Raw genomic sequence first — 24,462 nt, forward strand, 5'->3', positions numbered from 1 at the left:
CCCATGACCGACATCGATTGGGATGCCCTGCGCGCCGTCGCCCTCGAAGCGATGTCGCACGCCTATGTGCCGTACTCGAAGTTTCCGGTCGGGGTCGCGGCGATCGTCGATGACGGTCGGGTGATCTCGGGCTGCAACGTCGAGAACGCGTCGTACGGCCTGACTCTGTGCGCGGAGTGCGCGCTCGTATCGAGCCTGCACATGACGGGCGGCGGCAAGCTCGTGGCCTTCACCTGCGTCGACGGCGACGGCGGTGCGCTCATGCCCTGCGGTCGCTGCCGGCAGCTGCTGTTCGAGCACTCGGCCGAGGGCATGCTGCTCGAGACGGTCTCGGGCATCAAGACAATCGATGAGGTGCTGCCCGACGCGTTCGGCCCCCGCACGCTGAAGGAGTACCATGATGGCCATTGAGCCGTTCGACGTCGTCGACCTCATCCGCATCAAGCGCGACAAGGGGGTGCTGACCACCGCGCAGATCGACTGGATGGTCGACGCCTACACGCGCGGCTACATCGCCGACGAGCAGATGTCGGCCATGACGATGGCGATCTTCTTGAACGGCATGGAGCGCGACGAGATTCGCGATCTGACCCTTGCGATGGTGGCCTCGGGCACGCGCCTCGACTTCTCTGCGCTCTCAAAGCGCACCACCGACAAGCACTCGACCGGCGGTGTCGGCGACAAGATCACGCTGCCGCTCGCCCCGCTCGTCGCCTCGTTCGGCGTTGCGGTGCCGCAGCTCAGCGGCCGCGGGCTGGGTCACACGGGGGGCACGCTCGACAAGCTCGAGAGCATCCCGGGATGGCGCGCCTCGATCACGGTCGACGAGATGATGCAGCAGCTCGACGCGGTCGGCGCTGTCGTGTGCGCGGCCGGCTCGGGCCTCGCCCCCGCCGACGGCAAGCTCTACTCGCTGCGCGACATCACGGGCACGGTCGAGTGCATTCCGCTCATCGCGTCGTCGATCATGTCGAAGAAGATCGCGGAGGGCACCGCCGCGCTCGTGCTCGACGTGAAGTTCGGCTCGGGCGCGTTCTTGAAAGACATCTCACAGTCGCGTGAGCTCGCGAAGGTCATGGTGCGCCTCGGTGAAGACGCCGGGGTCGCCACGCGCGCGGTGCTCACGAACATGAACGTGCCGCTCGGCCTCGCGATCGGCAACGCTAACGAGGTGCGCGAATCGGTCGAGGTGCTCTCCGGCGGCGGCCCCGCCGACGTAGTCGAGCTCACGGTCGTGCTCGCGCGGCACATGCTCGAGCTCGCCGGAGTCACCGATGTCGACGTCGAAGGCGCGCTGCAGAACGGGCAGGCGATGGACGCCTGGCGCGCCATGATCAGCGCCCAGGGCGGAGACCCGGATGCTGCCATGCCGGTCGCCCGTGAGACTCACGTCGTGACGGCCGACCGTGACGGCGTGCTCGTCGAGCAGCATGCTCTGCCCTTCGGTATTGCAGCCTGGCGCCTCGGAGCGGGCAGGGCCCGCAAAGAAGACCCGGTGGATCACGGCGCGGGCATCGACTTGCACGCCAAGCCCGGCGACACGGTCACGAAAGGGCAGCCGCTCTTCACAATGCTCACGAACGACGAAGCGAGATTCGCCCGCGCGCTCGAAGCGCTCGAGGGCGGTTACCGCATCGGCGACCCGGGCGACCAAGTGCACACGGGCGGACCGCTCATCGCGGGAGTCGTCGACTAGAGCGCGGGCTCAGCGATGCGCTCGAGCGCATCGACCACCAGACCCCAGAAGCGGTCGTTGTCGATGTCGAGGGCGACCTGCGTCGTGCATCCGTCGGGGGCGGGCCCGCGCAGATCGGCGACGGTCATGCCGAGCGTGAGTCCGCCGGTCAGTTCGACGTCGAGCGGAGCCTTCACAACCCGCAGCAGCGTGGGGTCGATGACGAAAGCGACGGCGCAGGGGTCGTGCACGGGCGGGTGGTCGAAGCCCTGCGCATCTTTGTAGCTGTGCGCGAAGAACTCGAGCAGCTCGCCGACGAAGCGCGCAGGGGCCGTGCCGACTGCGGCGATGCGCGCGGCCACCTCGTCGGTCGCGAGCGCCTGGTGCGTCGCGTCGAGCCCGATCATCGTGAGCGGCCACGACTCGTTGAACACGATGTGCGCGGCCTCGGGGTCGATGATGATGTTGAACTCGGCGACGGCGCTCCAGTTGCCGACGTGCACACCGCCGCCCATGAGCACGACCTGCTTGACGCGCTCGACGATGCGGGGCTCCTTGCGCGCTGCGAGGGCGATGTTCGTGAGGGCTCCGGTCGGCACGAGTGTCACGGTGCCGGGCTCGTGCGCCATGACGGTGTCGATGATCACGTCGACCGCGTGGCGCGGGTCGAGCTCGACGCTCGGCTCGGGCAGCACCGGACCGTCGAGCCCCGACTCGCCATGAATATCGGGCGCGGTCTCGACAGTGCGGACGAGCGGGCGGTGGGCTCCGCGGGCGATGGGAACAGCATCCATGCCGATGACGCGCGCGACGGCCAGCGCGTTGCGCGTCACCTTCTCGATCGTCTGGTTGCCCATGACGGTGGTCACGGCCAGCAGTTCGATCTCGGGGCTGCCGTGCGCGAGCAGCATCGCGACCGCATCGTCGTGGCCGGGGTCGCAGTCGAGGATGATCTTCTCGGGCATGCTTCGAGCCTAGGATGCTTGCGCCCGGTCACCCGCCCGCGCAGGCCGCGCACTCGCGCACCATCGCCCGTCTTCTCGGGTCACAGCACGGTAACGAACCGGTAGGTTTGGGGTATGACAACGGCGACTCCGACCCTGCTTGCGGGCACCGACCTCGACCTCGCGCAGCTGCCCAAGGTGTCGTTGCACGATCACCTCGACGGCGGCCTGCGCCCGCAGACGATCATCGAGCTCGCTGACGAGATCGGGCTCGCGCTGCCGTCGACCGATGCGACCGAGCTCGCCGACTGGTTTCTGGCGCAGTGCACCGCGGGCTCGCTCGTCGAGTACCTGAAGACCTTCGACATGACGACCGCCGTCATGCAGACCCGCGAGGGCCTCGAGCGGGTCGCGCGCGAGTGCGTGCTCGACCTCGCGGCCGACGGTGTCGTGTGGGGCGAGATCCGCTGGGCGCCCGAGCAGCACCTCACCGCAGGGCTCAGCCTCGACGAGACGGTCGAAGCCGTGCAGGCGGGTCTGGATGCCGGGGTCGAGCAGGCGCGCGGCGCCGGTCACAGCATCCAGGTCGGTCAATTGGTGACGGCCATGCGCCACGCCGACCGGGGGCGCGAGATCGCCGAGCTGGCTCTGCGCCATCGCGACGCAGGGGTCGTCGGTTTCGACATCGCGGGCGCCGAGGCGGGCTTCTTGCCGAGCCGCATGCGCGACGCCTTCGACCTGCTTGCCGCAGAGTGGATGCCCGTGACCGTGCACGCCGGCGAGGCCGACGGGCTCGAGTCGATTCGCAGCGCCCTGCTCGACGGCCGCGCCCTGCGACTCGGGCACGGTGTGCGCCTTGCTGAAGACATCGAGCTGCGCACCGAGGGCGACACCACGTTCGCAACGCTCGGGCGCATGGCCGAGTGGGTCAAAGACCGCCAGATCGCGCTCGAGACGAGCCCGAGCTCGAACCTGCAGACCGGGGCGATCGCGGCCTGGGGCACCGAGCTCGTCGACCACCCGCTCGATCTGCTCTACCAGCTGGGGTTTCGGGTCACCGTCAACACCGACAACCGCCTCATGAGCGCCACGACTCTGAGCCGCGAGCTGCAGCTCGTGAGCGAGGCATTCGCCTACGACCTCGACGACCTGCTCGCCCTGCAGCTCAATGCTGCCCAGGCCGCCTTCTTGCCCGTCGACGACCGCGAAGCGCTCATGGAGACGATCATCGCCGGGTTCGAGGCCGCGGCATGAGCCTGCCTGCCCTCGCCGACCGCGCGATCGTGCTGCACGCCCGTGCGCACGATTGGCGCGCCGCCGTGCGGCTCGCGGGTGATGCGCTCGTCGAGAGCGGCTGCACGACCGCGGAATACACCGAGGCGATGATCCGCATGGTCGACGACCACGGGCCCTACATCGTCATCGCGCCCGGCCTCGCTCTCGCGCATGCCCGCCCCGGCTCTGACGTGCGGTGCGACGGGCTCTCGGTCGTCACCCTCGCCGAGCCGGTCGAGTTCGGTCACGCCCACAACGACCCCGTACGCGTCGTCATCGGCCTCGCCGGTGTGGCTCCGGATGCGCACCTCGAGGCCGTCGCGCAACTCGCCAACGCGTTCAACAACGCCGACGCGATTCCTGCGCTCGCCGACGCGACGACGCGTGACGAGGTGCGCGCGATTCTGACGGCGGGCGCTCCGGCGTGAAGATCGTCACGATCTGCGGCGCCGGCATCGGCTCGAGCGGCATTCTCAAGGTGAACGCCGAGCGCGTGCTGCAGCGGCTCGGGCTCACGGCCACCGTGGTCGCCGCCGACATCGCCTCGGTCGGTCGGGTCGCCGCCGACGCGCAAGTCATTCTCACGAGCGCTGAGTTCGTCGAGGCCATCGGCCCGACGCGCGCCGACGTGGTCGTGATTGAGAACTACTTCGACACTGACGAGCTCTCGACGAAGCTCGAGGCCGCGATCGGCTGAGTGCCGGTTGCCGGATGCTCGCTGCCGGCCGCGCTCGCCGTGGGTCTCGGCGGCTCTGGCGTCAGTGCTGCCCGGCCGGCCCGTTCGCCGGGTCGTAGCCGCTGCCCCCGCGCTTGCGCATGAGCAGGGCCACGCCGATGCCGAGAGTGGCGAGCGGCGCGATGAACGGCGCGAACGAGAAGAGTGCGAGCGCGACGAGCACACCGATGCCGGCGGCGAGCACGGCGCGCCGCACGGGCGACGCCGCCGCCTGAGCGAGCGGAACAATCGCGGCCGACGCAAGCGCGGCGGCGAGACCGGTGGTCGCGAGCAGCAGGTACGGCACGAGAGGCCCGAGAGGAATGAGCACCGAGTCGGGGAATGCCGCCGCCTCGACGCCGAGGGCGAGCGGCCGGGCCAGTAGCACGAGGTAGGCGGCGAGCATCAGCGACGCGGGCGTGGCTCGAGTACCCATGAGCGCGTGCACCGCGGTCAGCAGGGGCAGAAAGCCGAGGAAGGCCAGCACGTTGCCCAGCAGTAGCGGCACAGTGTTGCTGGCGAGCTGCTCGAGCCCGTCGACCTGATCGCCGTCGGGCACCGCGACGAAGGTCGAGGGCAACACCACGGCCCCGATGAGCATCATCGCGAGGGCGAGGGCTGCCGCCACGACTCCCGCCGTGCGCGACGGGGCGGCCGCGAGCCGGTCGAGCACACTGCTGCCGGAAGAAGAGTCGGTCATGCGCGAACCTTTCGACGGAGGGCAATGAGTGTCGTGATGACACCGATGAAGGCGAGCGGCAGTGCACCCGTCGGCACCAGCACGAGCAGCCAGGCCAGTGCGGCCGTCGTGCCGAGCATGACGCGACCGAGGGCCGTGGCGCGTGGCACGAGCAGCGCGGCTGCGTACCCGATCGCGAGCGACTGCACGATCACGGCACCGAGATAGACCTGCGGCACGGGCGCCGTGATCACGGCGAGCGATGCTGCGATGAGCATCCCGCTCGCGACGGTCAGCGGGTACCGTGCGGTCGACACGACCCGCAGCAGCAGCGACACCTGCCAGAGCAGGGGCACGACGCCGAACGCGACCGCGGCGTACCCGGGGCCGATGAGGCCGAGCACCGGCAGGAAGCCGAGCTCACCGAGGGTCGCACCGACGGCCCAGACGAGGGCGACGATGACAATGGCCGCGACGCCGAGCCAGATCGTCAGACTGCGCTCGCGCGCCGACCAGGGCAGCGTCGGGCGCGGGGCACGCGGAGTGGGCGGACGGCCGGGCAGCCCCGAGACGCCGATGCCGCGACCGGCGTCACCCTCCTGCGCAATGCGTTCGGCCTCCAGTGCGTGCCGGAAGGCAAGGTCGGTTTCGACCCGCAGACCGTGCACGCGATCGAGCGTGGCGAGAAGCATGGCGCCAGCCATGATGAACATCGGCGAGACGCCGGCGACCATGAAGGGCAGCGCAATGCCGGCGCCGCCGATACCGGCCCAGACGTGCGCCGCCATGACGTCGACATACGGACGGATGAGAACGGCCGTGGATGCTGCTGCCGCGGCCGTCGCGAGCGCCGCACCTGTGCCCACGGGAATGTCGACGAGCCCGATCGGCCGGTCGGGTCCGGCGGCGACGAGGGCGAGCACCGCGACGGCCGAGAGCGCCCCGGCTACGGCCATGACGCTCGCCGAGAGCGCGGCGACCCGGTCGAGCGGGTCGGGCTCGCGGCGCATCCAGAGCACGGCGAGGCCGATGGCGGCGAGCACGACGGCGAGTGTCGTCGGCAGCGACTGCAGCGCACTGAGGCGTTGCGCCTCGGCGAGCCACTGCGCGTCGAAGACGACGCTGCCGCCGAGGTCAGCGGGAGGGTCGGGGAGCGAGAAGGCTCCGAACTGGGGGAGAAGTCGGCCCGTGGCCCAGCTGACCGCGGAGGCGAACCACAGCAGCGCGACCGGGGTCGGCAGCAGCGGGCGCCGCGGGGCGGCTGTGCTCGGGTCAGTCACCCTCCCACCCTACGGCCGCGCGGGTGTTCGCAACTCAGGCTGAGACGACTCATGTGAGCCCGTAAACCGTCACATAGGGCTTCTCAGCCTGAGTTGCGAACACGCACATCAGTGCAGCTGGCGGGCAGCTTTGGTCTACGCGATCAGTTCGCGCATGCCTGCCTCGAGCGCGGCGACGCGCGCCGTGGCACTCGCGCGCCGCTCGTCGACCGAGCCTTCGTCGCACGACGCGTCGATGTACACCTTGACCTTGGGCTCGGTGCCGCTCGGCCGCACGATGACGCGGCTGCCGTCGAGCATCCAGAACCGCAGAATGTCTCCCGGAGGGAACACGCCGAAACCGGTGATGAAGTCGTCGACTTGGCTCACGCGCACGCCGCCGATCTCGTTCGGCGGGTTGTCGCGCAGCGCGGCCATGATGGCGCCGATGCGGCTCAGGTCGGTCACCCGCAGCGACACTTGCGCGCTCGAGAAGGCGCCGAAGCGCTCGTCGAATTCGCGCTGGTGGTCGTCGAGCGTTTTGCCTTGGGCGGCGAGCTCGCCGACGAGCGCCACGAAGTCGACGGCGGCCGAGATGCCGTCTTTGTCGCGGATCGTGCCGGGGTTCACGAGATAGCCGAGCGCCTCTTCGAAGCCATAGCCGAGGCCGCCGACCCGCGAGATCCACTTGAAGCCCGTGAGCGTGTCGCTGTAGCTGAGCCCGTAGGCGCTGGCGACGGCCGCGAGGGCGGGGGACGAGACGAGGGATGCCGCGAGCTTGGCCTGCGTGCCCGAGCGCTGTAGGCGTTCCGCGACCCGCCAGCCGAGCAGGGCCCCGACCGCGTTGCCACTCAGGCGGCGCCACCCGGCGGCCTCGGAGCTGTCGGGCACGGCCACCGCGAGGCGGTCGGCATCGGGGTCGTTCGCGATGATGAGCGCGGCACCGGCGCGACTCGCGGTCTCGAACGAGAGATCCATCGCGCCCGGCTCTTCGGGGTTCGGAAAGGCCACGGTCGGAAACGCGCCGTCGGGCTCGATCTGCTCGGCGACGACGGTCGGCTCGCCGAGGCCGGCGGCGGCGAAGACGCGTTGCGAGACCTCCCACCCGACGCCGTGCATCGCGGTGTAGACGAACGGCACGGTCGTGCGTTCAGCCGTCTCGTCGAGTGCCACGGCCGCCGTGCGCTCGATGTAGGCGTCGATGACGCTCTCGTCGGCGACCTCGTAGTCGGTCGAGCGCGGCAGCTCTCCGATGACCTCGGTCTCGGCGACGGCGACGATCGCCGCATGGATCTGCTCATCGCTCGGGGCGACGATCTGCGAGCCGCCATGGCGGCCGCCCAGGTAGACCTTGTAGCCGTTGTCGCGGGGCGGGTTGTGGCTCGCGGTCACCATGATGCCGGCGCTCAGCCCGAGGTGGCGCACGGCAAAGGCGACGAGCGGGGTCGGCAGCATGCGCGGCAGCAGCACGACGCGCACGCCGGCCCCGGCCATGAGCTCGGCCGAGTCGCGCGCGAACACGTTGCTGTTGACACGGCCGTCGTAACCGATGACGACGCTGGCGTTCTCGTCGCGGTCGAGCAGCCAGCGGGCGAATCCGGTCGCGGCCTGCGAGACGAGCACGCGGTTCATGCGGTTCGAGCCCGCGCCGAGCTCACCCCGCAGACCAGCGGTGCCGAACGTGAGGCGGGTGTCGAAGCGGTCGCGGAGAGCATCCATCGCCGTCGCATCGCCCGCCTCGGCGGCCGGGATGAGCGCCTCGAGCTCGGCGCGCGTCTCGGGGTCGGGGTCTTGCTCGAGCCAGGCCTTCGCAGAGTCGAGAGTCGTCATGAGGGCCTCCTACAGCTGGGCAACGATGCGGGCGAGCAGCGCGCTGATGACGGGCTCGGCGGCCTTGCCGGCGTCGATCACCTCGGCGTGGCTCAGCGGTTCGGGCGAGATGCCGGCCGCGAGATTGGTAATGAGCGAGAGGCCGAGAACCTCCATGCCGGCCTGGCGGGCCGCGATGGCTTCCAGCGCCGTCGACATGCCGACGATGTGCCCGCCCATGGCCTTCGCCATCTGCACTTCGGCGGGTGTCTCGTAGTGGGGCCCGCGAAACTGTACGTACACGCCCTCGTCGAGTTCGGGGGCTACGGTGTGCGCGAGATCGCGCAGGCGCTGCGCATAGAGGTCGGTGAGGTCGATGAACGTCGCGCCCTCGAGCGGCGAGTTCGCGGTCAGGTTGAGGTGGTCGCTGATGAGCACGGGCGTGCCGGGAACCCAGTGGTCTTTGATGCCGCCCGCGCCGTTGGTGAGGATCATGACGGATGCCCCCGCCGCAGCCGCCGTGCGCACCGAGTGCACCACCCGCCGCACGCCGTGATTCTCGTAGTAGTGGGTGCGGGCGCCGATGACGAGCGCGCGCTTGCCGCTCGGCAGCAGGATCGAGCGCAGCGTGCCGACATGCCCCTCGAGCGCAGGCTTGCTGAACCCAGCGATGTCGGTGGCGGCGATGGTGTGCGTGGTCTCGCCGATGAGGTCGGCGGCCTTCGCCCAGCCCGAGCCGAGCGTGAGGGCGATGTCGTGGTGCTCGACGCCTGTGGCGTCTCGCAGCTGCTCGGCGGCCTGAGCGGCGATGGCGAAAGGGTCGGCGTGCTCGTCGTCGAGCGGGTTCACGGCGGTGTGCGACATGACTGCCAGCCTACTGAGCGGGCCCGCTGCGAGCATCCGCGCATGAGCGCATCGTGCGGGCGCTGACACAATGGAGACATGGATACCTCCACGTTCGACCGGACGCACCGCATCGCCGTTCTCGGAGGAGGCCCCGGTGGCTACGAGGCGGCGCTCGCCGGAGCCCAGCTGGGGGCCGACGTCACGCTCATCGAGCGCGTCGGAGTCGGCGGGTCGGCGGTGCTCACCGATGTCGTGCCGTCGAAGACCCTCATCGCGACGGCCGAGGCCGCGGGGGCCATTCGCGATGCGGCCGATCTCGGCGTGCAGTTCTTCGCGCGCGGCGAATCGGGACGGGCCACGAAGCCCGAGGTCGCCGTCAACCTCACGCAGGTGAACAAGCGACTGCTGAAGCTCGCGCAAGATCAGTCTGACGACATGCGCGACCAGCTCATCGACGCTGGCGTGCGCATCATCGTCGGCGACGGGCGGCTCGAGGGGCCGAATCGCATTGTCGTGGCGACGAGTCAGGGCAAGAAGCGGGTCGACTTCGATCAGTGCGACGCCGACACGGTCATCGTCGCGGTCGGCGCCTCGCCGCGCGAGCTGCCGAGCGCGCAGCCCGACGGCGAGCGCATTCTCACCTGGACCCAGCTCTACCGCCTACCTGACGTGCCCGAGCACCTCATCGTCGTCGGCTCGGGCGTCACGGGCGCCGAGTTCGCGAGCGCCTATCGCGCGCTCGGCGCGCAGGTGACCCTCATTTCGAGCCGCGATCAGGTGCTGCCGGGCGAGGATGCTGATGCTGCGCACCTCATCGAACAGGTCTTCCGGCGCAACGGCATGACGCTGCTCGCGAAGAGCCGCGCCGACTCGGTCGTCAACACGGGCGACGGCGTGCAGGTGACCCTGAGCGACGGCACGGTGATCGACGGCTCGCACTGCCTCATGGCCGTCGGCTCGATTCCCAACACGGCGGGCATCGGCCTCGAAGAGGCGGGCGTGCAACTCACCGAGTCGGGCCACATCGCCGTCAACAAGGTGGCGCGCACCTCGATGCCGAGCGTCTACGCCGTGGGTGACTGCAGCGACTCGCTGCCTCTCGCCTCGGTCGCTTCGATGCAGGGCCGCACGGCGGTCTATCACGCCATGGGCGACGCCGTGACACCCATCAAGCTGCGCAACGTGACCTCGAACATCTTCACGGCGCCCGAGATCGCCACGGTCGGCTTCTCGCAGAAGCAGATCGAAGACGGCGAGACCCGCGGCATCGTGCACAAGCTCATGCTCGAGACGAACGCGCGGGCCAAGATGCAGAACGTCACCGACGGCTTCATCAAGCTGTTCGCGGCCAAGACCTCGGGCACGGTCATCGGGGGCGTCGTCGTGGCACCCCGGGCATCCGAATTGATTCTGCCGATCGCTCTCGCGATCGAGCACCGGCTCACGGTCGACCAGCTCGCCCGCGCCTACTCGGTGTACCCCTCGCTGTCGGGCGGCATCACCGATGCCGCGCGGGCGATGCACGCACCCCGCGACTAGTTCTGCGTTGCGCGGCTCAGCTCGTGATGCTGAGCAGCACGTGACCCGAGGCCACGGTTTCGCCCACGGCCGCGCCGATGCCGGTCACGGTGCCGTCTTTGTGCGCCGTGAGGGGCTGCTCCATCTTCATGGCCTCGAGCACGACGACGAGGTCGCCCGCGACCACCGAGTCGCCGTCAGCGACAGCGAGCTTCACGACTGTGGCCTGCATGGGGCTCTTGACGGCGTCGCCGGAGGCGGCGGACGACACGGCTGAGCCGGTGCGCCGCTTGGGCGGTGCGGCGAGTGTCGTCGCGGTGCGGGACGCTCCGGTCGGCATGAGCGTCTCGGGCAGAGACACCTCGAGCCGCTTGCCGGCGACTTCGACGACCACGGTGTGGCGCGGGCCCGGCTCGGCGTGCGGCTCGGCGAGCGAGCCGCTCCACGGCTCGAGCTGGTTGTCGAACTCAGTCTCGATCCACCGCGTGAACACGGTGAACGGCTCGCCGTTCGCGGGGGCGAACGCCGGGTCGTCGACGATCGCGCGGTGGAACGGCAGCACGGTCGGCAGGCCCGCGACCTCGAACTCGGCGAGGGCGCGGCGCGAGCGCTCGAGGGCGTCATCGCGGCTCGAGCCCGTCACGATGAGCTTGGCGAGCAGCGAGTCGAAGGCGCCCGAGATGACGTCACCCGTCGTGACACCCGAGTCGACCCGCACGCCGGGCCCGCCCGGAAATCGCAGCGCGTGCACGGGGCCGGGCATGGGCATGAAGTTGAGCCCCGGGTCTTCACCGTTGATGCGGAACTCGAACGAGTGACCATGCGCCACCGGGTCGTCGTAGCCAATCTCTTCGCCCTCGGCGAGGCGGAACTGCTCGCGCACGAGATCGATGCCCGTGACCTCTTCAGAGACGGGGTGCTCGACCTGCAGGCGCGTGTTGACCTCGAGGAACGACACGGTGCCGTCGGCGCCGATGAGGAACTCGCAGGTGCCGGCGCCGAGGTAGCCGACCTCTTTCAAGATGGCCTTCGACGACGAGTACAGCAGTTCGGTCTGCTCGGGGGTGAGGAACGGCGCGGGTGCCTCCTCGACGAGCTTCTGGTGCCGGCGCTGCAACGAGCAGTCGCGCGTCGAGATGACGACGACGTTGCCGTGCGCGTCGGCGAGGCACTGGGTCTCGACGTGGCGCGGCTTGTCGAGGTACTTCTCGACGAAGCACTCGCCGCGGCCGAAGGCCGCGATCGCCTCGCGGGTCGCCGAGTCGAACAGTTCGGGAATCTCTTCGCGAGTGCGCGCCACCTTGAGGCCGCGGCCGCCGCCGCCGAAGGCCGCCTTGATGGCGACCGGCAGCCCGTGCTCGTCGACGAACGCGAGCACCTCGTCGGCTCCGCTCACGGGGTTCAACGTGCCGGGCGCCAGGGGGGCGCCGACTTTCTCGGCGATGTGCCGGGCGCTGACCTTGTCGCCGAGCTTCTCGATGGCCTCAGGCGAGGGCCCGATCCAGATGAGCCCGGCATCGATGACGGCGCGGGCGAAGTCGGCGTTCTCGGCGAGGAACCCGTAGCCCGGGTGCACCGCGTCCGCTCCAGACCGGCGGGCGATGCTGAGCAGCTTGTCGATGACGAGGTACGTCTCGGCGCTCGTCGTGCCGTGCAGGGCATAGGCCTCGTCGGCGAGGCGCACGTGGCGGGCATCCCGATCTTGATCGGCGTAGACGGCAACGGTGCCGAGACGGGCGTCACGAGCGGCGCGGATGACGCGGACGGCGATCTCGCCCCGATTGGCGATGAGTACCTTGCTGATGCGGGCCATGGTTCCCCAGCCTAGGGGGGTGATCGACCGCGCGGTTTGGCGGTGCCCCACAAAAGGCAGGCGAATCGCTTAGCGGTTCCAGAGATCGGTCCAGCGGCCGCCGAGCTCGTGCACGAGTTTGCGCAGCAGCGGCACTGAGAGCCCGACGACGGTGTGCGGGTCGCCCTCGATGCGATCGATGAAGCCGGCGCCCTTCGAGTCGATCGTGAAGGCGCCCGCGACCTTCAGCGGCTCGCCCGTGGCGATATACGCGTCGATCTCTGCCGTCTCGATGTCGTCGGCGAAGTGCACGGTGGCGCGGGATGCTCGCCCTACGGCGCCGTGCAGCGATCCTCCCCGGTGATCGATGAGCCAGTGGCCCGAGTGCAGCACCCCGCTGCGTCCGCGCTGAGCGAGCCAGCGCTCGCGGGCCACCTCGGGCTCGTGCGGCTTACCGAAGACGGTGCCGTCGAGCTCGAAGGCCGAGTCGCCGCCGAGGATGAAGCCGTCGATGTCGCTCGCGACGAGCCCAGCGCCGGCGAGCACCGCGGGGTCGAGGCCCGCCTCGGCCTTGAGCCGGGCGAGAAGCTGCACCATCTCGTCGGCCGGCAGCCGACCGTCGGGATGCGCGGCAGCGGCCGCATCCACCGCCCGATCTTCGTCGACTCCCGGCGCGAAGGCGACCGGTTCGATGCCGACCGCTCGCAGGGTGGCCAGGCGGGCGGGCGAGGTCGAGGCGAGATACAGGCGCACGGCTCGATGCTACGGCGGTCGTGTTCGTAACTCAGGCTGAGAGCGCCGATGTGCCGGGCTGTTCGCGCACAGGAGGTCGTACAGCCTGAGTTGCGAACAGGGGCGCGCACCTAGGCTGGGCGCATGGGCGAGAACATCGGAACGCAGATCGAACTCACGGTCGACAAGATCGCGCACGGCGGCATCACGGTCGGGCGACTCGACGGTCGAGTGGTGTTCGTGAGCGACGCGATTCCGGGCGAGACGGTGCGCGCGCGGGTGAGCGACGACCGCAAGAAGAGCTTCTGGCGGGCCGACACGGTCGAGGTGCTCGAGGCGAGCGAGCACCGTCGCCCGCACATCTGGGGCGCCGCGAGCCTCGAACGCGACCCCCGGGGGCGTGCCGGCGGCGCCGAGTTCGGCCACATCGAACTCGCTCACCAGCGCGAGCTCAAGCGGCAGGTACTCGCCGAGTCGCTGCAGCGCATGGCAGGGCTCGAAAGCGACGTGCAGGTGGAAGCGCTGCCGGGCGATGACACCGCGAACGGGCTCGGTTGGCGCACCCGCATCCGGCTGCACGTCGACGATCAGGGCCGACTGGGGCCCATGGCATCGCGCTCGCACACGGTGATTCCGGTGACGGATGCTCCCCTCGCGACGACCGAGGTGCAGGCCATCATTCCTTTCGCCGAGCGGTTCGTCGGCCTCGGCACCGTCGATGTGCTCGCGCCGAGCGGAGGAGAGCCGCGGCTCGTGATCGGCGAGCAGAAGCCGACCGTCATCACCGAGGTCGTGGGCGACCGCAAGTTTCAGCTCGACGACACGGGCTTCTGGCAGGTGCACCGGTCGGCGGCGGTCGCGCTGACCGGCGCGGTGCAGCAGGCGATCGACGAGTCGCTGTTCGACCCGCGCGCCGAGAATCTCGACCTCTACGGCGGCGTCGGGCTGCTCGCTGCCGCGGTCGCCGATCGCTTCGGCGCTGACACGCGCATCACGAGCGTTGAGTCCGACGAGCGCGCGACCGACCACGCCTCAGAGAATCTCGCCGAGTGGCTCGGCGCCTCGGCTGAGAGCGGCCGCGTCGACCGCTGGCTACGAGCGCTCGAGTCCAGTGCCTCCGCGGGCGATCGCGAGCGGTTGCGCGCGGCGACGATCGTGCTCGACCCGCCGCGGTCGGGTGCCGGTGCCGAGGTCATGGCGCTGCTCGGCGCGCTGGCTCCGGCTCAACTAGTCTACGTCGCCTGCGACCCGGTCGCGCTGGCCCGCGATGTCGCTCTCGCGGCGCAGTCGGGATACCGGCTGGCGCGCATCCGCGCCTTCGATCTCTTCCCGCACACCCACCACGTTGAGGCGGTCGCCACGCTCGTGCGCGACTGACCGCGCTCGCCGGAAGGGGGACTCGCCGCTGCTCGAATGACCCTGTGCCGTGGATGCCACGGATAGCATGGAAGCCCCGGTGCACCCGAATCACTCGGCCACGGCACCCTCATCGGCAAAGGGCAGGAATCCTGATCGTGGTGGCTTCGACCAGCAAGCATGTGCGCGTCGCGATCGTCGACGATCACGAGTCGGTGCGCCTCGGTCTGCAGGCTGCCTTCACCAATGCCGGTTTCGAGGTGATCGACACCGCGGCGAGCGTGCCTGAGCTCGTCGAAGGCCTCGACGGTCGCGAGATTGATGTCGTGGTGCTCGACCTCTCGCTCGGTGACGGCTCGAGCGTGACCGAGAACGTCAAGGCCGTGCAGGCCACCGGCAGCGCGGTGCTCGTGCACTCGATCGCCGACCGGGTCGCGAGTGTCCGTGAGGCGCTCGCCGCCGGCGCCGCCGGCGTGATTCCGAAGTCGTCGGCCACCAGCACCGTCATCGCCGCCGCCGAGACGGTGGCCAGGGGCGAAGTTCTCAACAACCTCGAGTGGGCGAGCGCGATCGACGCCGACCGCGACTTCGCGAAGGCCCAGCTGGGCCGGCGCGAGCGCGAGATCTTGCACTTGTACGCCAGCGGTCTTCCGCTGAAGCTGGCCGCGCAGCAGCTCGGCATCGGCTACTCGACGGCGCGCGAGTACCTTGATCGCATTCGGGCGAAGTACGTCGAGGTTGGGCGCCCCGCGCCGACGAAGGTCGATCTGCTGCGTCGGGCCGTCGAAGACGGAATCCTTCCTGGTCTCGAACCCGACGGTGATGACTCCGCCTGAGGCGGTCGCGGCCGCGGCGAGCACAAGCAAGCCGGCCCGCAGCCCACTGAGCCGCAAGCGCGTCGACACCGTCATCTCGCGCTCGGTCGCCTGGTTCGGCATCGTCTTCGGCCTGCAGGCCGTTCCGCTACTGCTCACGCAGTACCACCTCGGCCAACCGGTGTGGTCGGCGATCACGGTCGGCGCGATGTTCGGCTCGCTCGTCGTGGCGCTGCTCTGCTCGACGATCAAGCGATGGGTGATCGGCTCGCACCTGCTCGTCTCGTTCGTCTATGTGGCCGCGCTGCTGAGTTGGCCGTTCTTCTTGGCTGATCCGGCCGTGACGCAGGTTGGCAACCACTGGCTCTATCAGCTGACCACGGTAGCGACGGCCACGGCGGCCATCGGATTCCCGGTGCGGCGGGCGCTCGCGTATCTCATCGTCGTGCCGATCATCTACGGCGTCATTAGGGTTACCCCGGCGGGCGGCGGTGCGCCGTGGGAACTCGGGGTCTTCGACGCCGTCTACGCGATCATTCTCGGCGGTGCGGTGCTCGTGATCGTGACCATGACGCGCGTCGCGGCCACCTCGGTCGACGAGGCGCAGGGCGCAGCGCTAGACCGCTACGCGCGCGCCGTGCGCCAGCATGCGACCGAGGTCGAGCGCGTGCACGTCGATTCGATCGTGCACGACAGCGTGCTGACGACGCTCCTGACGGCGGCGCGCGCCGAGTCGTCAGAGCAGCGGGTGCTCGCCGCGCAGATGGCGTCGAATGCCATGCAGCATTTGCGCGAGGCAGCACTTGTCTCGCCAGACGACGGCTCGACCGTGCGCCTGAGGCAGCTAGCCGACCGCATCGTGTCGGCAGCGCGCGAGATGCAGGCCCCGTTCGCGGTGCGCGTGCGGTCTCTCGACACCCGGGTCATCCCCTCGGGCCAGGCTGAGGCGCTCTACTCGGCCGCGGTGCAGGCCATGATCAACAGCGTGCAGCACGCGGGCGGCCCCGACGTTCGCCGCTGACTGCGGGTGTCGGGCGTGCACGGCGGCGCCGTCGAGATCGAGGTAGGCGACGCGGGGCCGGGCTTCGACCTGGCGTTGGTGCCCGAGGCCCGTCTCGGCGTGCGGCGCTCGATCATCGAGCGCACCGCGAGCGCCGGCGGCCAGGCCACCGTGGTCTCTGCCCCGGGCAAGGGAACGGTCGTGACGCTCGCCTGGCCGGTCTTCACGCTCGACGCGCTCGACGATGACGACGCGGCTCTCGACGAGGAGGCGCGCTCGTGAGAATCGGAGTTCCCCGCTCGCTCATCGTGTCGATGGCCGCGATCTTCTCGGCGTACCACATCGTGCTCGGGCTCTACACGATCGATGTACCCAGCAACCCCCTGCCGATCCTCGCAGCTATGGCGCTCTACGCCTCGGCGACGGCCCTCAGCCTCATGCCGGGCCAGCCGGAGCGTATGCCCACCTGGCTCGCGGGTCTCAACGTCGTGGTCTGCGTCGTCATGACGTTGCTCATCACTCCAGAGCTCGACCCGCTGCGCGAGGGCGGGCTCGGCTACGCCACGTGGTACGTGGCCGCGGTCGGCACACTCATGACGATCACCTCGACGCGACGCCGGCACCTCTTCGCGTGGATCGGCATCGCGGCACTCGTCGTGCAGACCATCGCCTGGGGAGGCCCGCTGCTGCTGCTCGGCATCGGCGTCATCGGCAGCGCGGCCTGGGTCGCCGTGTCGCACATCCTGTCGCGGGCGCTCTTGAAGGCCTCGGCCGACGCTGCCCGGTTCGCTCAGGCCGAGCGCGAGGCGACCGACTGGCAGGCCGCACAAGAGGCGCACCTCTACGAGCGGCAGTTCCGTCTGGGGCAGACAGGCACGACGGCAGTGCCCATGCTGCAGATCATCGAAGCCACGGGTGGCGAGCTGACGCTTGACCAGCGGGCGGAGTGCCTGCACCTTGAGGGCGCGATCCGCGACGAGATCCGCGGTCGTCGACTGCTCAACGACGCCGTGCGCCGCGAGGTGATGTCGGCGCGGCGCCGCGGAGCCTCGGTGAGCCTGCTCGACGAGGGCGGGCTCGACGATCTCGACGACGTCAACCGCGAGCGGGTGCTCGACGCACTCGCCGAGGCGATTCGCACGACCGGCGCGATGCGCGTCATCGCCCGCACCGCTCCGATCGACTCGGATGTCGCGGTCACCGTCGTGGGGCTGACCCCGGCGAGCGACGGGCACGCGCGCGATCTCGGCCAGAGCCACGACGACGATGACGACGCGGTCGACCTCTGGCTCGAGATTCCCCGGACCAGCGCCTGAGAGCGAATCGCTGAGCGATTCGCCGGCGCGCATGTCGCGTGACACCAACTCGTCACGTGCCCATCTGGGCGCCGAGCAAGGCCTTAAATGCTGGAAGGGCCGGAGTACCCAGCTCCGGCCCTTCTCAACGTATCGAGGTAGAGCAGCAACCCGAATGCGGCCCTACCTCGCCCCCCAATCACGAACCGCTACCCGTGCGGCTGTGGTGATCGGTGGTGAGCTCTAAGAGCGTCACCTGACACGTTCTATGGTGTCGAACAGGCCGCGCGAGCACAGTCGTCATTTTGGGGGACACGTGGGGGACCAATGTGCGGCGAAATCGTCAGAAAACCGCGGAATTCCGGGGTTGTGAGACCGTTCTGTGGCGCGTCGTGGGGTACATATCCCCCGAACTGGGGTCAGTTCCTCACTTGTGCGGCCGTCTCCGTGCAGTAGCAGTGAATTTGCCACTGATCTCGTCGCTCCAGGCCGCGAAATTCTGCGTATTGCGCAGTATCTGAGCGACGCTCAGCCGGTGCGCAGGCCCCGGGACGCACTCCAGGCGCCGGGACCGGGTGAGAGAGGCCCGCGCATGTGGCGCCCGCTCTGGCTCCACCCGTCGATGCGCGGCTCGAGCAACGGAACCCCGGCCGCAGCCTGTTCGGCGAGCGCGGCGGCGATGACCGCGTGCACGGCTGCGAGCTCGGCATCGGTGGGATTCCCGTTGACGATACGCACCACGGGTGCCTCGGCGCCGCCCGGCAGGGCGCTCGACGCGTGCGCACTCACAGGGGGATGTTCCCGTGCTTCTTCGGCGGCAGGCTCGCCCGCTTGCCCTTGAGAGCGCGCAGAGCCTTGATGACGGCGACGCGCGTGGCCGCCGGCTCGATGATGCCGTCGAGCTCGCCGCGCTCGGCCGCCAGGAAAGGGCTGGCCACGTTGTAGGTGTACTCGTTCGCGAGTCGCGTGCGCACGGCCGCGACGTCTTCGCCGGCCGCCTCAGCCGCTCTGATCTGGTCGCGGTACAGGATGTTCACCGCACCCTGCCCGCCCATGACGGCGATCTCGGCCGTGGGCCACGCGAGGTTCATGTCGGCGCCGAGCTGCTTCGAGCCCATGACGATGTAGGCACCGCCGTAGGCCTTGCGCGTGATGACGGTCACGAGTGGCACGGTGGCCTCGGCATAGGCGTAGAGCAGCTTGGCGCCGCGGCGGATCACGCCCGTCCACTCCTGGTCGGTTCCGGGCAGGTAGCCGGGAACATCCACCAGGGTCAGAATCGGAATCGAGAACGCATCGCAGAATCGCACGAAACGGCTCGCCTTCTCGCCCGCGTCGATGTTGAGCGTGCCAGCCATGGCGTTCGGCTGGTTCGCGATGACGCCCACGCTGCGGCCCTCGACCCGCGCGAAGCCGATGACGATGTTGGGCGCGAACAGCGGCTGCACCTCGAGGAACGAGCCCTCGTCGACGACATGATCGATGATGTCGATGACGTCGTACGGCTGGTTAGGGCTGTCGGGGATCATCGCGTTGAGCTTGCGGTCGCTGTCGGTGATCTCGAGTTCGACCTCTGCCGCGTACTGAGGCAGCTCGGCGAGATTGTTGTCGGGCAGGTAGCTCAACAGCGAGCGGGCGTAGTCGAAAGCGTCGTTCTCGTCGCTCGCCAGGTAGTGCGAGACGCCCGAGGTGCGGTTGTGCGTGAGGGCGCCGCCCAGTTCTTCCATGCCAACGTCTTCGCCCGTGACGGTCTTGATGACGTCGGGGCCGGTCACGAACATCTGGCTCGTCTTGTCGACCATGATGACGAAGTCGGTGAGGGCAGGCGAGTAGACCGCGCCGCCGGCCGCCGGGCCGCAGATGATCGAGATCTGGGGTATGACGCCGCTCGCGGCCGTGTTGCGCCGAAAGATCTCGCCGTACTTGCCGAGGGCCACGACGCCTTCTTGAATGCGCGCCCCGCCCGAGTCGAGAATGCCGATGATGGGCACGCCCGTCTTGAGCGCGAGCTCCATGACCTTGATGATCTTCTCGCCGGCGACCTCGCCGAGCGAGCCGCCGAAGATCGTGAAGTCTTGGCTGTAGACGGCGACCTGCCGGCCGTGCACGGTGCCCGTGCCGGTGACGACGGCGTCGCCGTAGGGGCGCTTGGCGTCCATGCCGAAGGCGTGGGTGCGGTGGCGCACGAACTCGTCGAGCTCGACGAAGCTGCCGTGGTCGAGCAACGTGTCGATGCGCTCCCGGGCGGTCATCTTGCCCTTGGCGTGCTGCTTCTCGATCGCGGCCTCGCCGCTCGCGGTGACGGCCTCGTGGTACCGCACTTTGAGGTCGGCGATCTTGCCGGCGGTCGTCGAAAGGTCGGGGGCGGCGGGGGCGGGCGCGTTGGCGTCGTCGGTCACAGTGTCAGCCTATCCACCGGTCACGACCCGGCACCGTTGGCGATCATCCACAAAACTGGCCACGAGGCTGTGTGCACCTCGCGGCTCACCGCACGATTAGGCCGAGGCTGCGATGGTCGCGACGCCGATGAAGACCGCGATGACGCCGACCACCTGCACGCGCAGCAGCCGCTCACCGAGCACGCGCCAGCCGAGCAACGCGGTCACGACCGGATACAGCGAGGCGAGCACCCCGACAACGCTGAGGGCGCCAGCCTGGCTCGCGAGGGCGAAGCAGACGTTGGCGAGGTAGCCGAGCAGCCCGATCGCGGCGATGCCCACGAGGTCTCGGCCGCGAACGGGGTGGGGCAGCAGCGCGGGGCTCGCCACCTGGCCGGTGTGAAGTCGCGCCGCCGCCGATCGCAGGCGCACGTGCACCCAGATCGACAACGCCACGATGTAGAGCGCGAGCACGACCGCGGTGTTGACGATGAGGGTCGTCGTGATGCTCGTCGCGCTGCCGAGTGCGACTGAGACGTTCGCGAGGCCGAAGCCCGCGGCGGCAACAAAGGCCAGCACGATCGACTGCACGCGATGGCGGTGCACCTGCTCGCCTCCGACCCGCGAGCGCACTTCCGGCCCGCTCGCGAGCACGGTGCCGATGATGGCGACGCCGAGCCCGAGGGCCAGGATGCCCGTGACCGGGTCACCCGACGCGACCCCCACCATGACCGGCACGATGACGGCGAGCGAGGTGATGGGAGCGACAACGCCCATCGTGCCGATCGCTAGAGCGCGGAAGAGAGCCGAGACCCCCACGGCCGTTCCGAGCCCACCGATGACTCCCCACTGCACGGCGTTGGCGTCGTCGAGCGCCAGCGGTTCGACGAGCAACCTCGTGGTCACGGCGAGAGCGGCGACCAGCTGCGAGCCGAGCAACACGATGATGAGCGGAAGCCGTCGCGACAGTACTCCGCCCAGAAAGTCGGTGATGCCGAGAAGGCCGCTCGCGACGAGCGCGAGCCAGGTGAGCCCGGGCATCAGCCGCGCCGCCGACGTTCGTAGGCGTCAACGAAGCTGCTCGGGTCGACGGTCGTCTCGCTCCAGCCCAATGTCCGGGCGAGTCTGGCGAGCTGCGGAGGCTCGACTGCCGCAGCCTCGAGCGCGGGCTGGTCGGCGAAGACCTGCGCTGCGGGGCCGTCGGCCCGCACGGTTCCGCGGGCCATGACGACGACGCGCTCGAAGTTCTCGACGCAGAAATCCATGTCATGGGTGATCGCGACGACCGTGGTTCCGCGAGCCGTCAGGTCGTCGATGATGCCCGCGATGAGCCGAACTCCGCCTTCGTCTTGCCCGGTCGTCGGCTCGTCGAGCACGACGATGGGCGTGCGCATCGCGAGCACGGCGGCGATCGCCACGCGCTTGCGCTCGCTCAGCGAGAGGTGGTGCGGGTGCACGTGGGCCTCGTGCGCGAGACCGACCGCCTCGAGAGCCGACATCACGCTCTGAGTGACCTCTTCGGGTTCGAAGCCGAGGTTCTTCGGCCCGAATGACACGTCGCCCTCGACGGTGCGCGCAAAGATCTGCTCATCGGGGTTCTGAAAGACGTAGCCCACGCGATGCGAGAGCTCGGCGATCGACTTGTCGCTCGTGATCCAGTCGCCGATGTGCACCGAGCCCTCGGTCGGGCGCACCATGCCGTTGAGGTGTCGCACGAGAGTGGTCTTGCCTGCGCCGTTCTGGCCGACGATCGCCACGCGCTCACCCGGTGCGATCGTCAGGTCGACGCCAGCCACGGCTTCGACGCCACTCTCATAGGTGTGGCGCAGTGCGTCAACGCGAATGGTCAGATCGTTCATCGAGTCACCCCTTCCCGGCGAAGTACGCCGCGCCGTCGTTCACGCCCACGGGCAGCGGCTCGGTCACCGGCAGCAGTCCGCGCGTGCGCGCCTCGCGCGCGGCCTGTGTGATGCGCGTCTGGCCGACCCCCCAGGTGCTCAACCGGTCGTCGGCGAAGACCGTCCCGGGTGTGCCGGTTGACACGATGCGCCCGCCGGCGAGCACGGCGATCGCGTCGCAGTGCTCGTGCAGCAGCTCGGTCTTGTGCTCGATGATCACGATGGTCGTGCCGCCCTCGCTCAAGCGCCCGAGCACGTCGTACACCAGCCGGGTTCCGGCAGGGTCGAGCTGAGAGGTCGGTTCGTCGAGCACGAGCACCGGAGGGGCCATGACCACCATCGACGCGATGGCGACGAGCTGCATCTGGCCGCCCGAGAGTGCGTAGGGCGAGCGGTCGAGCAGGGCGGTGAGTCCGAGGGTCGCGGCCACAGCATCCACTCGCTCGATCATCTGCGAGCGTTCGACCGAGCGGTTCTCGAGACCGAACGCGAGTTCTTCGCGCACCGTGAACCGTGCGCCTGAGATCTGGTTGAACGGGTTCTGCGTCACGAGGCCGACGACGTCGACCGCCTCTGTGAGAGTGCCCTCGCTCAGCACGGAGCCGGCGACACTCGCGGTGCCGCGGTACGTGCCGCCCTCGGTCGAAGGGATGAAGCCGGCGATGATCTTGGCGAGCGTCGTCTTGCCGCTGCCCGAGGCTCCGACGATTCCCATGATCGTGCCGGCGGCCACCTCGAGATCGAGGTGCGCAAGAGTGAAGGCCGGAGCATCTTCATAGGCGAAGGCGACGTTGCGCAGCTCGATCACGCGATCACCCCCACGACCACCAGCACGATGATGGCGGCGGCCGCGGCGGCCAGCAGCCAGCGCCCGATGCGCTCGCTCAGCGGGTCGGCGACCACGGTGAGGCTCGTCGGGCGCGGTGTGGCGCCGAAGGCCCGCGCCTCCATCGCCGTCGACCGTTCGTCGACATCGGTGATCATGCCGAGCACGAGCGGCGCGATGAGCGGCAGCAGCGCTCGTGCCCTGCGCAGCGGACCGCCCGCGATCTCGAGGCCCCTGGCCTGCTGCGCGAGAAGGATGCTGCGCGCGCGTTCTTGGAAGGCCGGAATGATCTGCAGGCTCGCGCTGATGACGTACGCGATTTTCGAGCTCATGCCCGCCTGCGTGAGAGCGGTCATGAGCCGAGCCGGGTGCGTCGTCAGCACGAAGACGAGCGAGCCGAGCACGAGCGCGCTCAAGCGCGAGCCGATGGTGAGCGAGAACACGATGCCTTCGACCGTGAGGCGCGCCGGGCCCCACTGCCAGAGCACGGTCGTGCCGTCGGGGAAGAAGAAGCCCTGCACGATGAACAGCACCACGAGCAGGGGCAGCAGCAAGATCAGGAAGAGCCGAAGGAGCCTGCCGCCGACTCGAGCGAGCACGGCGGCAGGCACCACGACGAGCACCACGATGCCGAGCGGAATCCACCACTGAGGCACCGCGAACACGATGGCGATGATGGCGAGCAGCGCCACCAGCTTCGTCACCGGATTCAGTCGGTGCACCGCGGAGGCGCGCTCGAGATAGAGGGTCGTCATGGTTCGATTCCTTCGCGCCTAGGCCTTCGGCGCCTCGGGCCCGGCCGGAGCGGCCGGCTCGGCCGGAGCCACCGGTGCCACTTTGCCGAACACGTTGTACTGGCGCACGAACGGGAACCGGCCGCGCAATCGACTCGGTAGGGCGAACAAGATGATCACCACGATCGTGAAGGTGATTGTCTTGTCGAGCGGATCGCTCAGCAAACCCTGCAGCGTCGTCGAGGCGAGCAGCGAGTTGCCCCAGGCCTGGAACGCCGCGACGATCGCACCGGTGCCCGCTCCCGTGGCGCCGCCGAAGATGAAGGCGGCGATCGGGGCCGAGACGAGGGCGGCGACGATACCGGTGACGAAGCCGGCCACGGGCGCCAGGTAGAAGCGCCGGAACATGCCCCACCGTGCGGCGTAGCCCGCCAGCACACCGATGACCACCGCGGTCACGGCGAACGGCAGGGCGATCGGGCCGATCGTGAGGCCCCAGATCACGTTCGTCAGTGCGCCCGTTACGGCACCTGCTGCCGGACCCGCCAGAACACCGACCAGCACGGTGCCGATCGAGTCGAGGTAGAGCGGCAGGCCGAGCACCGCGGTCAGCTGACCGACCGCGATGTTGAGCACGATCGCGATCGGGATCAGGCTGAGCGTGGCCGTCGGCAAGCGATGGATCGCGCCGGCCGAGATGAGCGCCGCACCGATGAGGTAGCCGGCGAGGGCGATGAGCGCCGAGGTGCCGAGCCCGCCTTCGGCGAGCTCTTCGGGCTGGGCGAGGATCAGATACAGGTACGTCGCCACAATGACGGCGGCGCCGAGGGCGACGAAGATGCGATTTCGGGTTCGATTCGTCTCGCCCGACGGGGTGGATCCACTCATGAATGCCTCCTTGCACTCGTTTGTGTGT

Annotated in this window: 25 protein-coding genes; 11 read left to right on the plus strand and 14 right to left on the minus strand. The window is 69.3% G+C overall.

The features are described 5' to 3' along the window. Positions 1–3 precede the first annotated feature (3 nt). Entirely contained in the window at positions 4–411 is a 408-nt protein-coding gene (locus KL788_RS11825) for a cytidine deaminase (protein ID WP_293171840.1), read from the plus strand. Next, the gene (locus KL788_RS11830; protein WP_293171843.1) at positions 398–1,696 is read left to right on the plus strand and encodes a thymidine phosphorylase; all 1,299 of its coding nucleotides are present in this window, start codon (positions 398–400) and stop codon (positions 1,694–1,696) included. The genes KL788_RS11825 and KL788_RS11830 overlap by 14 nt, the downstream gene beginning before the upstream one ends. On the opposite strand, the gene KL788_RS11835 is transcribed toward KL788_RS11830, so the two are convergent. Further along, entirely contained in the window at positions 1,693–2,640 is a 948-nt protein-coding gene (locus KL788_RS11835; protein WP_293171846.1) for a nucleoside hydrolase, read from the minus strand. The genes KL788_RS11830 and KL788_RS11835 overlap by 4 nt on opposite strands. 114 nt (positions 2,641–2,754) lie before the next feature. Here KL788_RS11835 and KL788_RS11840 point away from each other — a divergent pair, with 114 nt between their 5' ends. Genes KL788_RS11840 through KL788_RS11850 form a run of 3 tightly spaced genes read left to right on the plus strand, consistent with a single transcriptional unit; the run spans position 2,755 to position 4,591 of the window. Continuing rightward, complete coding sequence (locus tag KL788_RS11840; protein WP_293171849.1) at positions 2,755–3,873, plus strand: adenosine deaminase; 1,119 nt, start codon at positions 2,755–2,757, stop codon at positions 3,871–3,873. Further along, complete coding sequence (locus KL788_RS11845) at positions 3,870–4,322, plus strand: PTS sugar transporter subunit IIA (protein ID WP_293171852.1); 453 nt, start codon at positions 3,870–3,872, stop codon at positions 4,320–4,322. The genes KL788_RS11840 and KL788_RS11845 overlap by 4 nt, the downstream gene beginning before the upstream one ends. After that, positions 4,319–4,591 (plus strand): PTS sugar transporter subunit IIB, encoded by a 273-nt coding sequence (locus tag KL788_RS11850; protein ID WP_293171855.1) that lies wholly within the window; start codon positions 4,319–4,321, stop codon positions 4,589–4,591. The genes KL788_RS11845 and KL788_RS11850 overlap by 4 nt, the downstream gene beginning before the upstream one ends. A 61-nt stretch (positions 4,592–4,652) precedes the next feature. Here KL788_RS11850 and KL788_RS11855 read toward each other — a convergent pair whose 3' ends face one another. From KL788_RS11855 to KL788_RS11870, 4 genes are all read right to left on the minus strand, one after another. Next, positions 4,653–5,309 (minus strand): hypothetical protein, encoded by a 657-nt coding sequence (locus KL788_RS11855; RefSeq protein ID WP_293171858.1) that lies wholly within the window; start codon positions 5,307–5,309, stop codon positions 4,653–4,655. Then, positions 5,306–6,568: a hypothetical protein gene (locus KL788_RS11860; protein WP_293171861.1), complete on the minus strand. Its 1,263-nt coding sequence runs from the start codon at positions 6,566–6,568 to the stop codon at positions 5,306–5,308. The genes KL788_RS11855 and KL788_RS11860 overlap by 4 nt, the downstream gene beginning before the upstream one ends. A 135-nt stretch (positions 6,569–6,703) precedes the next feature. Further along, a complete protein-coding gene (locus tag KL788_RS11865) occupies positions 6,704–8,377 on the minus strand; it encodes a phospho-sugar mutase (RefSeq protein ID WP_293171864.1) in 1,674 nt (557 codons plus the stop codon). Positions 8,378–8,386: 9 nt separating this feature from the next. Next, a complete protein-coding gene (locus tag KL788_RS11870; RefSeq protein ID WP_293171867.1) occupies positions 8,387–9,220 on the minus strand; it encodes a purine-nucleoside phosphorylase in 834 nt (277 codons plus the stop codon). Between the two features lie 78 nt (positions 9,221–9,298). Here KL788_RS11870 and KL788_RS11875 point away from each other — a divergent pair, with 78 nt between their 5' ends. Continuing rightward, positions 9,299–10,741: an NAD(P)H-quinone dehydrogenase gene (locus KL788_RS11875; protein WP_293171870.1), complete on the plus strand. Its 1,443-nt coding sequence runs from the start codon at positions 9,299–9,301 to the stop codon at positions 10,739–10,741. Positions 10,742–10,757: 16 nt separating this feature from the next. On the opposite strand, the gene KL788_RS11880 is transcribed toward KL788_RS11875, so the two are convergent. Together KL788_RS11880 and KL788_RS11885 are read right to left on the minus strand one after the other, a co-directional pair. Continuing rightward, on the minus strand, positions 10,758–12,533 hold the full coding sequence (locus KL788_RS11880) for an acetyl/propionyl/methylcrotonyl-CoA carboxylase subunit alpha (RefSeq protein ID WP_293171873.1): 1,776 nt from the start codon (positions 12,531–12,533) through the stop codon (positions 10,758–10,760). 69 nt (positions 12,534–12,602) lie between these two features. Next, positions 12,603–13,265: a Maf family protein gene (locus KL788_RS11885; RefSeq protein WP_293171876.1), complete on the minus strand. Its 663-nt coding sequence runs from the start codon at positions 13,263–13,265 to the stop codon at positions 12,603–12,605. A gap of 123 nt (positions 13,266–13,388) precedes the next feature. Here KL788_RS11885 and KL788_RS11890 point away from each other — a divergent pair, with 123 nt between their 5' ends. From KL788_RS11890 to KL788_RS11910, 5 genes are all read left to right on the plus strand, one after another. Then, positions 13,389–14,621, plus strand: a complete 1,233-nt coding sequence (locus tag KL788_RS11890) for a class I SAM-dependent RNA methyltransferase (protein ID WP_293171879.1) — start codon at positions 13,389–13,391, stop codon at positions 14,619–14,621. Between the two features lie 140 nt (positions 14,622–14,761). After that, a complete protein-coding gene (locus KL788_RS11895; RefSeq protein WP_293171882.1) occupies positions 14,762–15,436 on the plus strand; it encodes a response regulator transcription factor in 675 nt (224 codons plus the stop codon). Beyond that, entirely contained in the window at positions 15,423–16,436 is a 1,014-nt protein-coding gene (locus KL788_RS11900) for a histidine kinase (protein ID WP_293171885.1), read from the plus strand. Before KL788_RS11895 ends, KL788_RS11900 begins: the two co-directional genes overlap by 14 nt. 6 nt (positions 16,437–16,442) lie before the next feature. Then, positions 16,443–16,697 (plus strand): hypothetical protein, encoded by a 255-nt coding sequence (locus KL788_RS11905; protein WP_293171888.1) that lies wholly within the window; start codon positions 16,443–16,445, stop codon positions 16,695–16,697. Continuing rightward, positions 16,694–17,731, plus strand: coding sequence for a hypothetical protein (locus KL788_RS11910; protein ID WP_293171891.1), 1,038 nt, complete (start codon positions 16,694–16,696; stop codon positions 17,729–17,731). The genes KL788_RS11905 and KL788_RS11910 overlap by 4 nt, the downstream gene beginning before the upstream one ends. A 507-nt stretch (positions 17,732–18,238) precedes the next feature. On the opposite strand, the gene KL788_RS11915 is transcribed toward KL788_RS11910, so the two are convergent. From KL788_RS11915 to KL788_RS11945, 7 genes are all read right to left on the minus strand, one after another. Beyond that, positions 18,239–18,499 carry an acyl-CoA carboxylase epsilon subunit gene (locus KL788_RS11915; protein WP_293171894.1) on the minus strand — a complete coding sequence of 87 codons (261 nt, stop codon included), beginning with the start codon at positions 18,497–18,499 and terminating at the stop codon, positions 18,239–18,241. After that, positions 18,496–20,109: an acyl-CoA carboxylase subunit beta gene (locus KL788_RS11920; protein WP_293171897.1), complete on the minus strand. Its 1,614-nt coding sequence runs from the start codon at positions 20,107–20,109 to the stop codon at positions 18,496–18,498. Before KL788_RS11920 ends, KL788_RS11915 begins: the two co-directional genes overlap by 4 nt. Before the next feature lie 96 nt (positions 20,110–20,205). Next, positions 20,206–21,129 (minus strand): hypothetical protein, encoded by a 924-nt coding sequence (locus KL788_RS11925; RefSeq protein ID WP_293171900.1) that lies wholly within the window; start codon positions 21,127–21,129, stop codon positions 20,206–20,208. After that, positions 21,129–21,947 carry an energy-coupling factor ABC transporter ATP-binding protein gene (locus KL788_RS11930; protein WP_293171903.1) on the minus strand — a complete coding sequence of 273 codons (819 nt, stop codon included), beginning with the start codon at positions 21,945–21,947 and terminating at the stop codon, positions 21,129–21,131. The genes KL788_RS11925 and KL788_RS11930 overlap by 1 nt, the downstream gene beginning before the upstream one ends. 4 nt (positions 21,948–21,951) lie before the next feature. Further along, the gene (locus tag KL788_RS11935) at positions 21,952–22,794 is read right to left on the minus strand and encodes an energy-coupling factor ABC transporter ATP-binding protein (RefSeq protein WP_293171906.1); all 843 of its coding nucleotides are present in this window, start codon (positions 22,792–22,794) and stop codon (positions 21,952–21,954) included. Continuing rightward, positions 22,791–23,567 carry an energy-coupling factor transporter transmembrane component T family protein gene (locus tag KL788_RS11940; protein ID WP_293171909.1) on the minus strand — a complete coding sequence of 259 codons (777 nt, stop codon included), beginning with the start codon at positions 23,565–23,567 and terminating at the stop codon, positions 22,791–22,793. Before KL788_RS11940 ends, KL788_RS11935 begins: the two co-directional genes overlap by 4 nt. 18 nt (positions 23,568–23,585) lie before the next feature. Further along, positions 23,586–24,434, minus strand: coding sequence for an ECF transporter S component (locus KL788_RS11945; RefSeq protein WP_293171912.1), 849 nt, complete (start codon positions 24,432–24,434; stop codon positions 23,586–23,588). Between the last annotated feature and the right edge of the window lie 28 nt (positions 24,435–24,462).

The organism is Microcella sp. (assembly GCF_019739195.1).
Classification (GTDB): Bacteria; Actinomycetota; Actinomycetes; order Actinomycetales; family Microbacteriaceae; genus Microcella.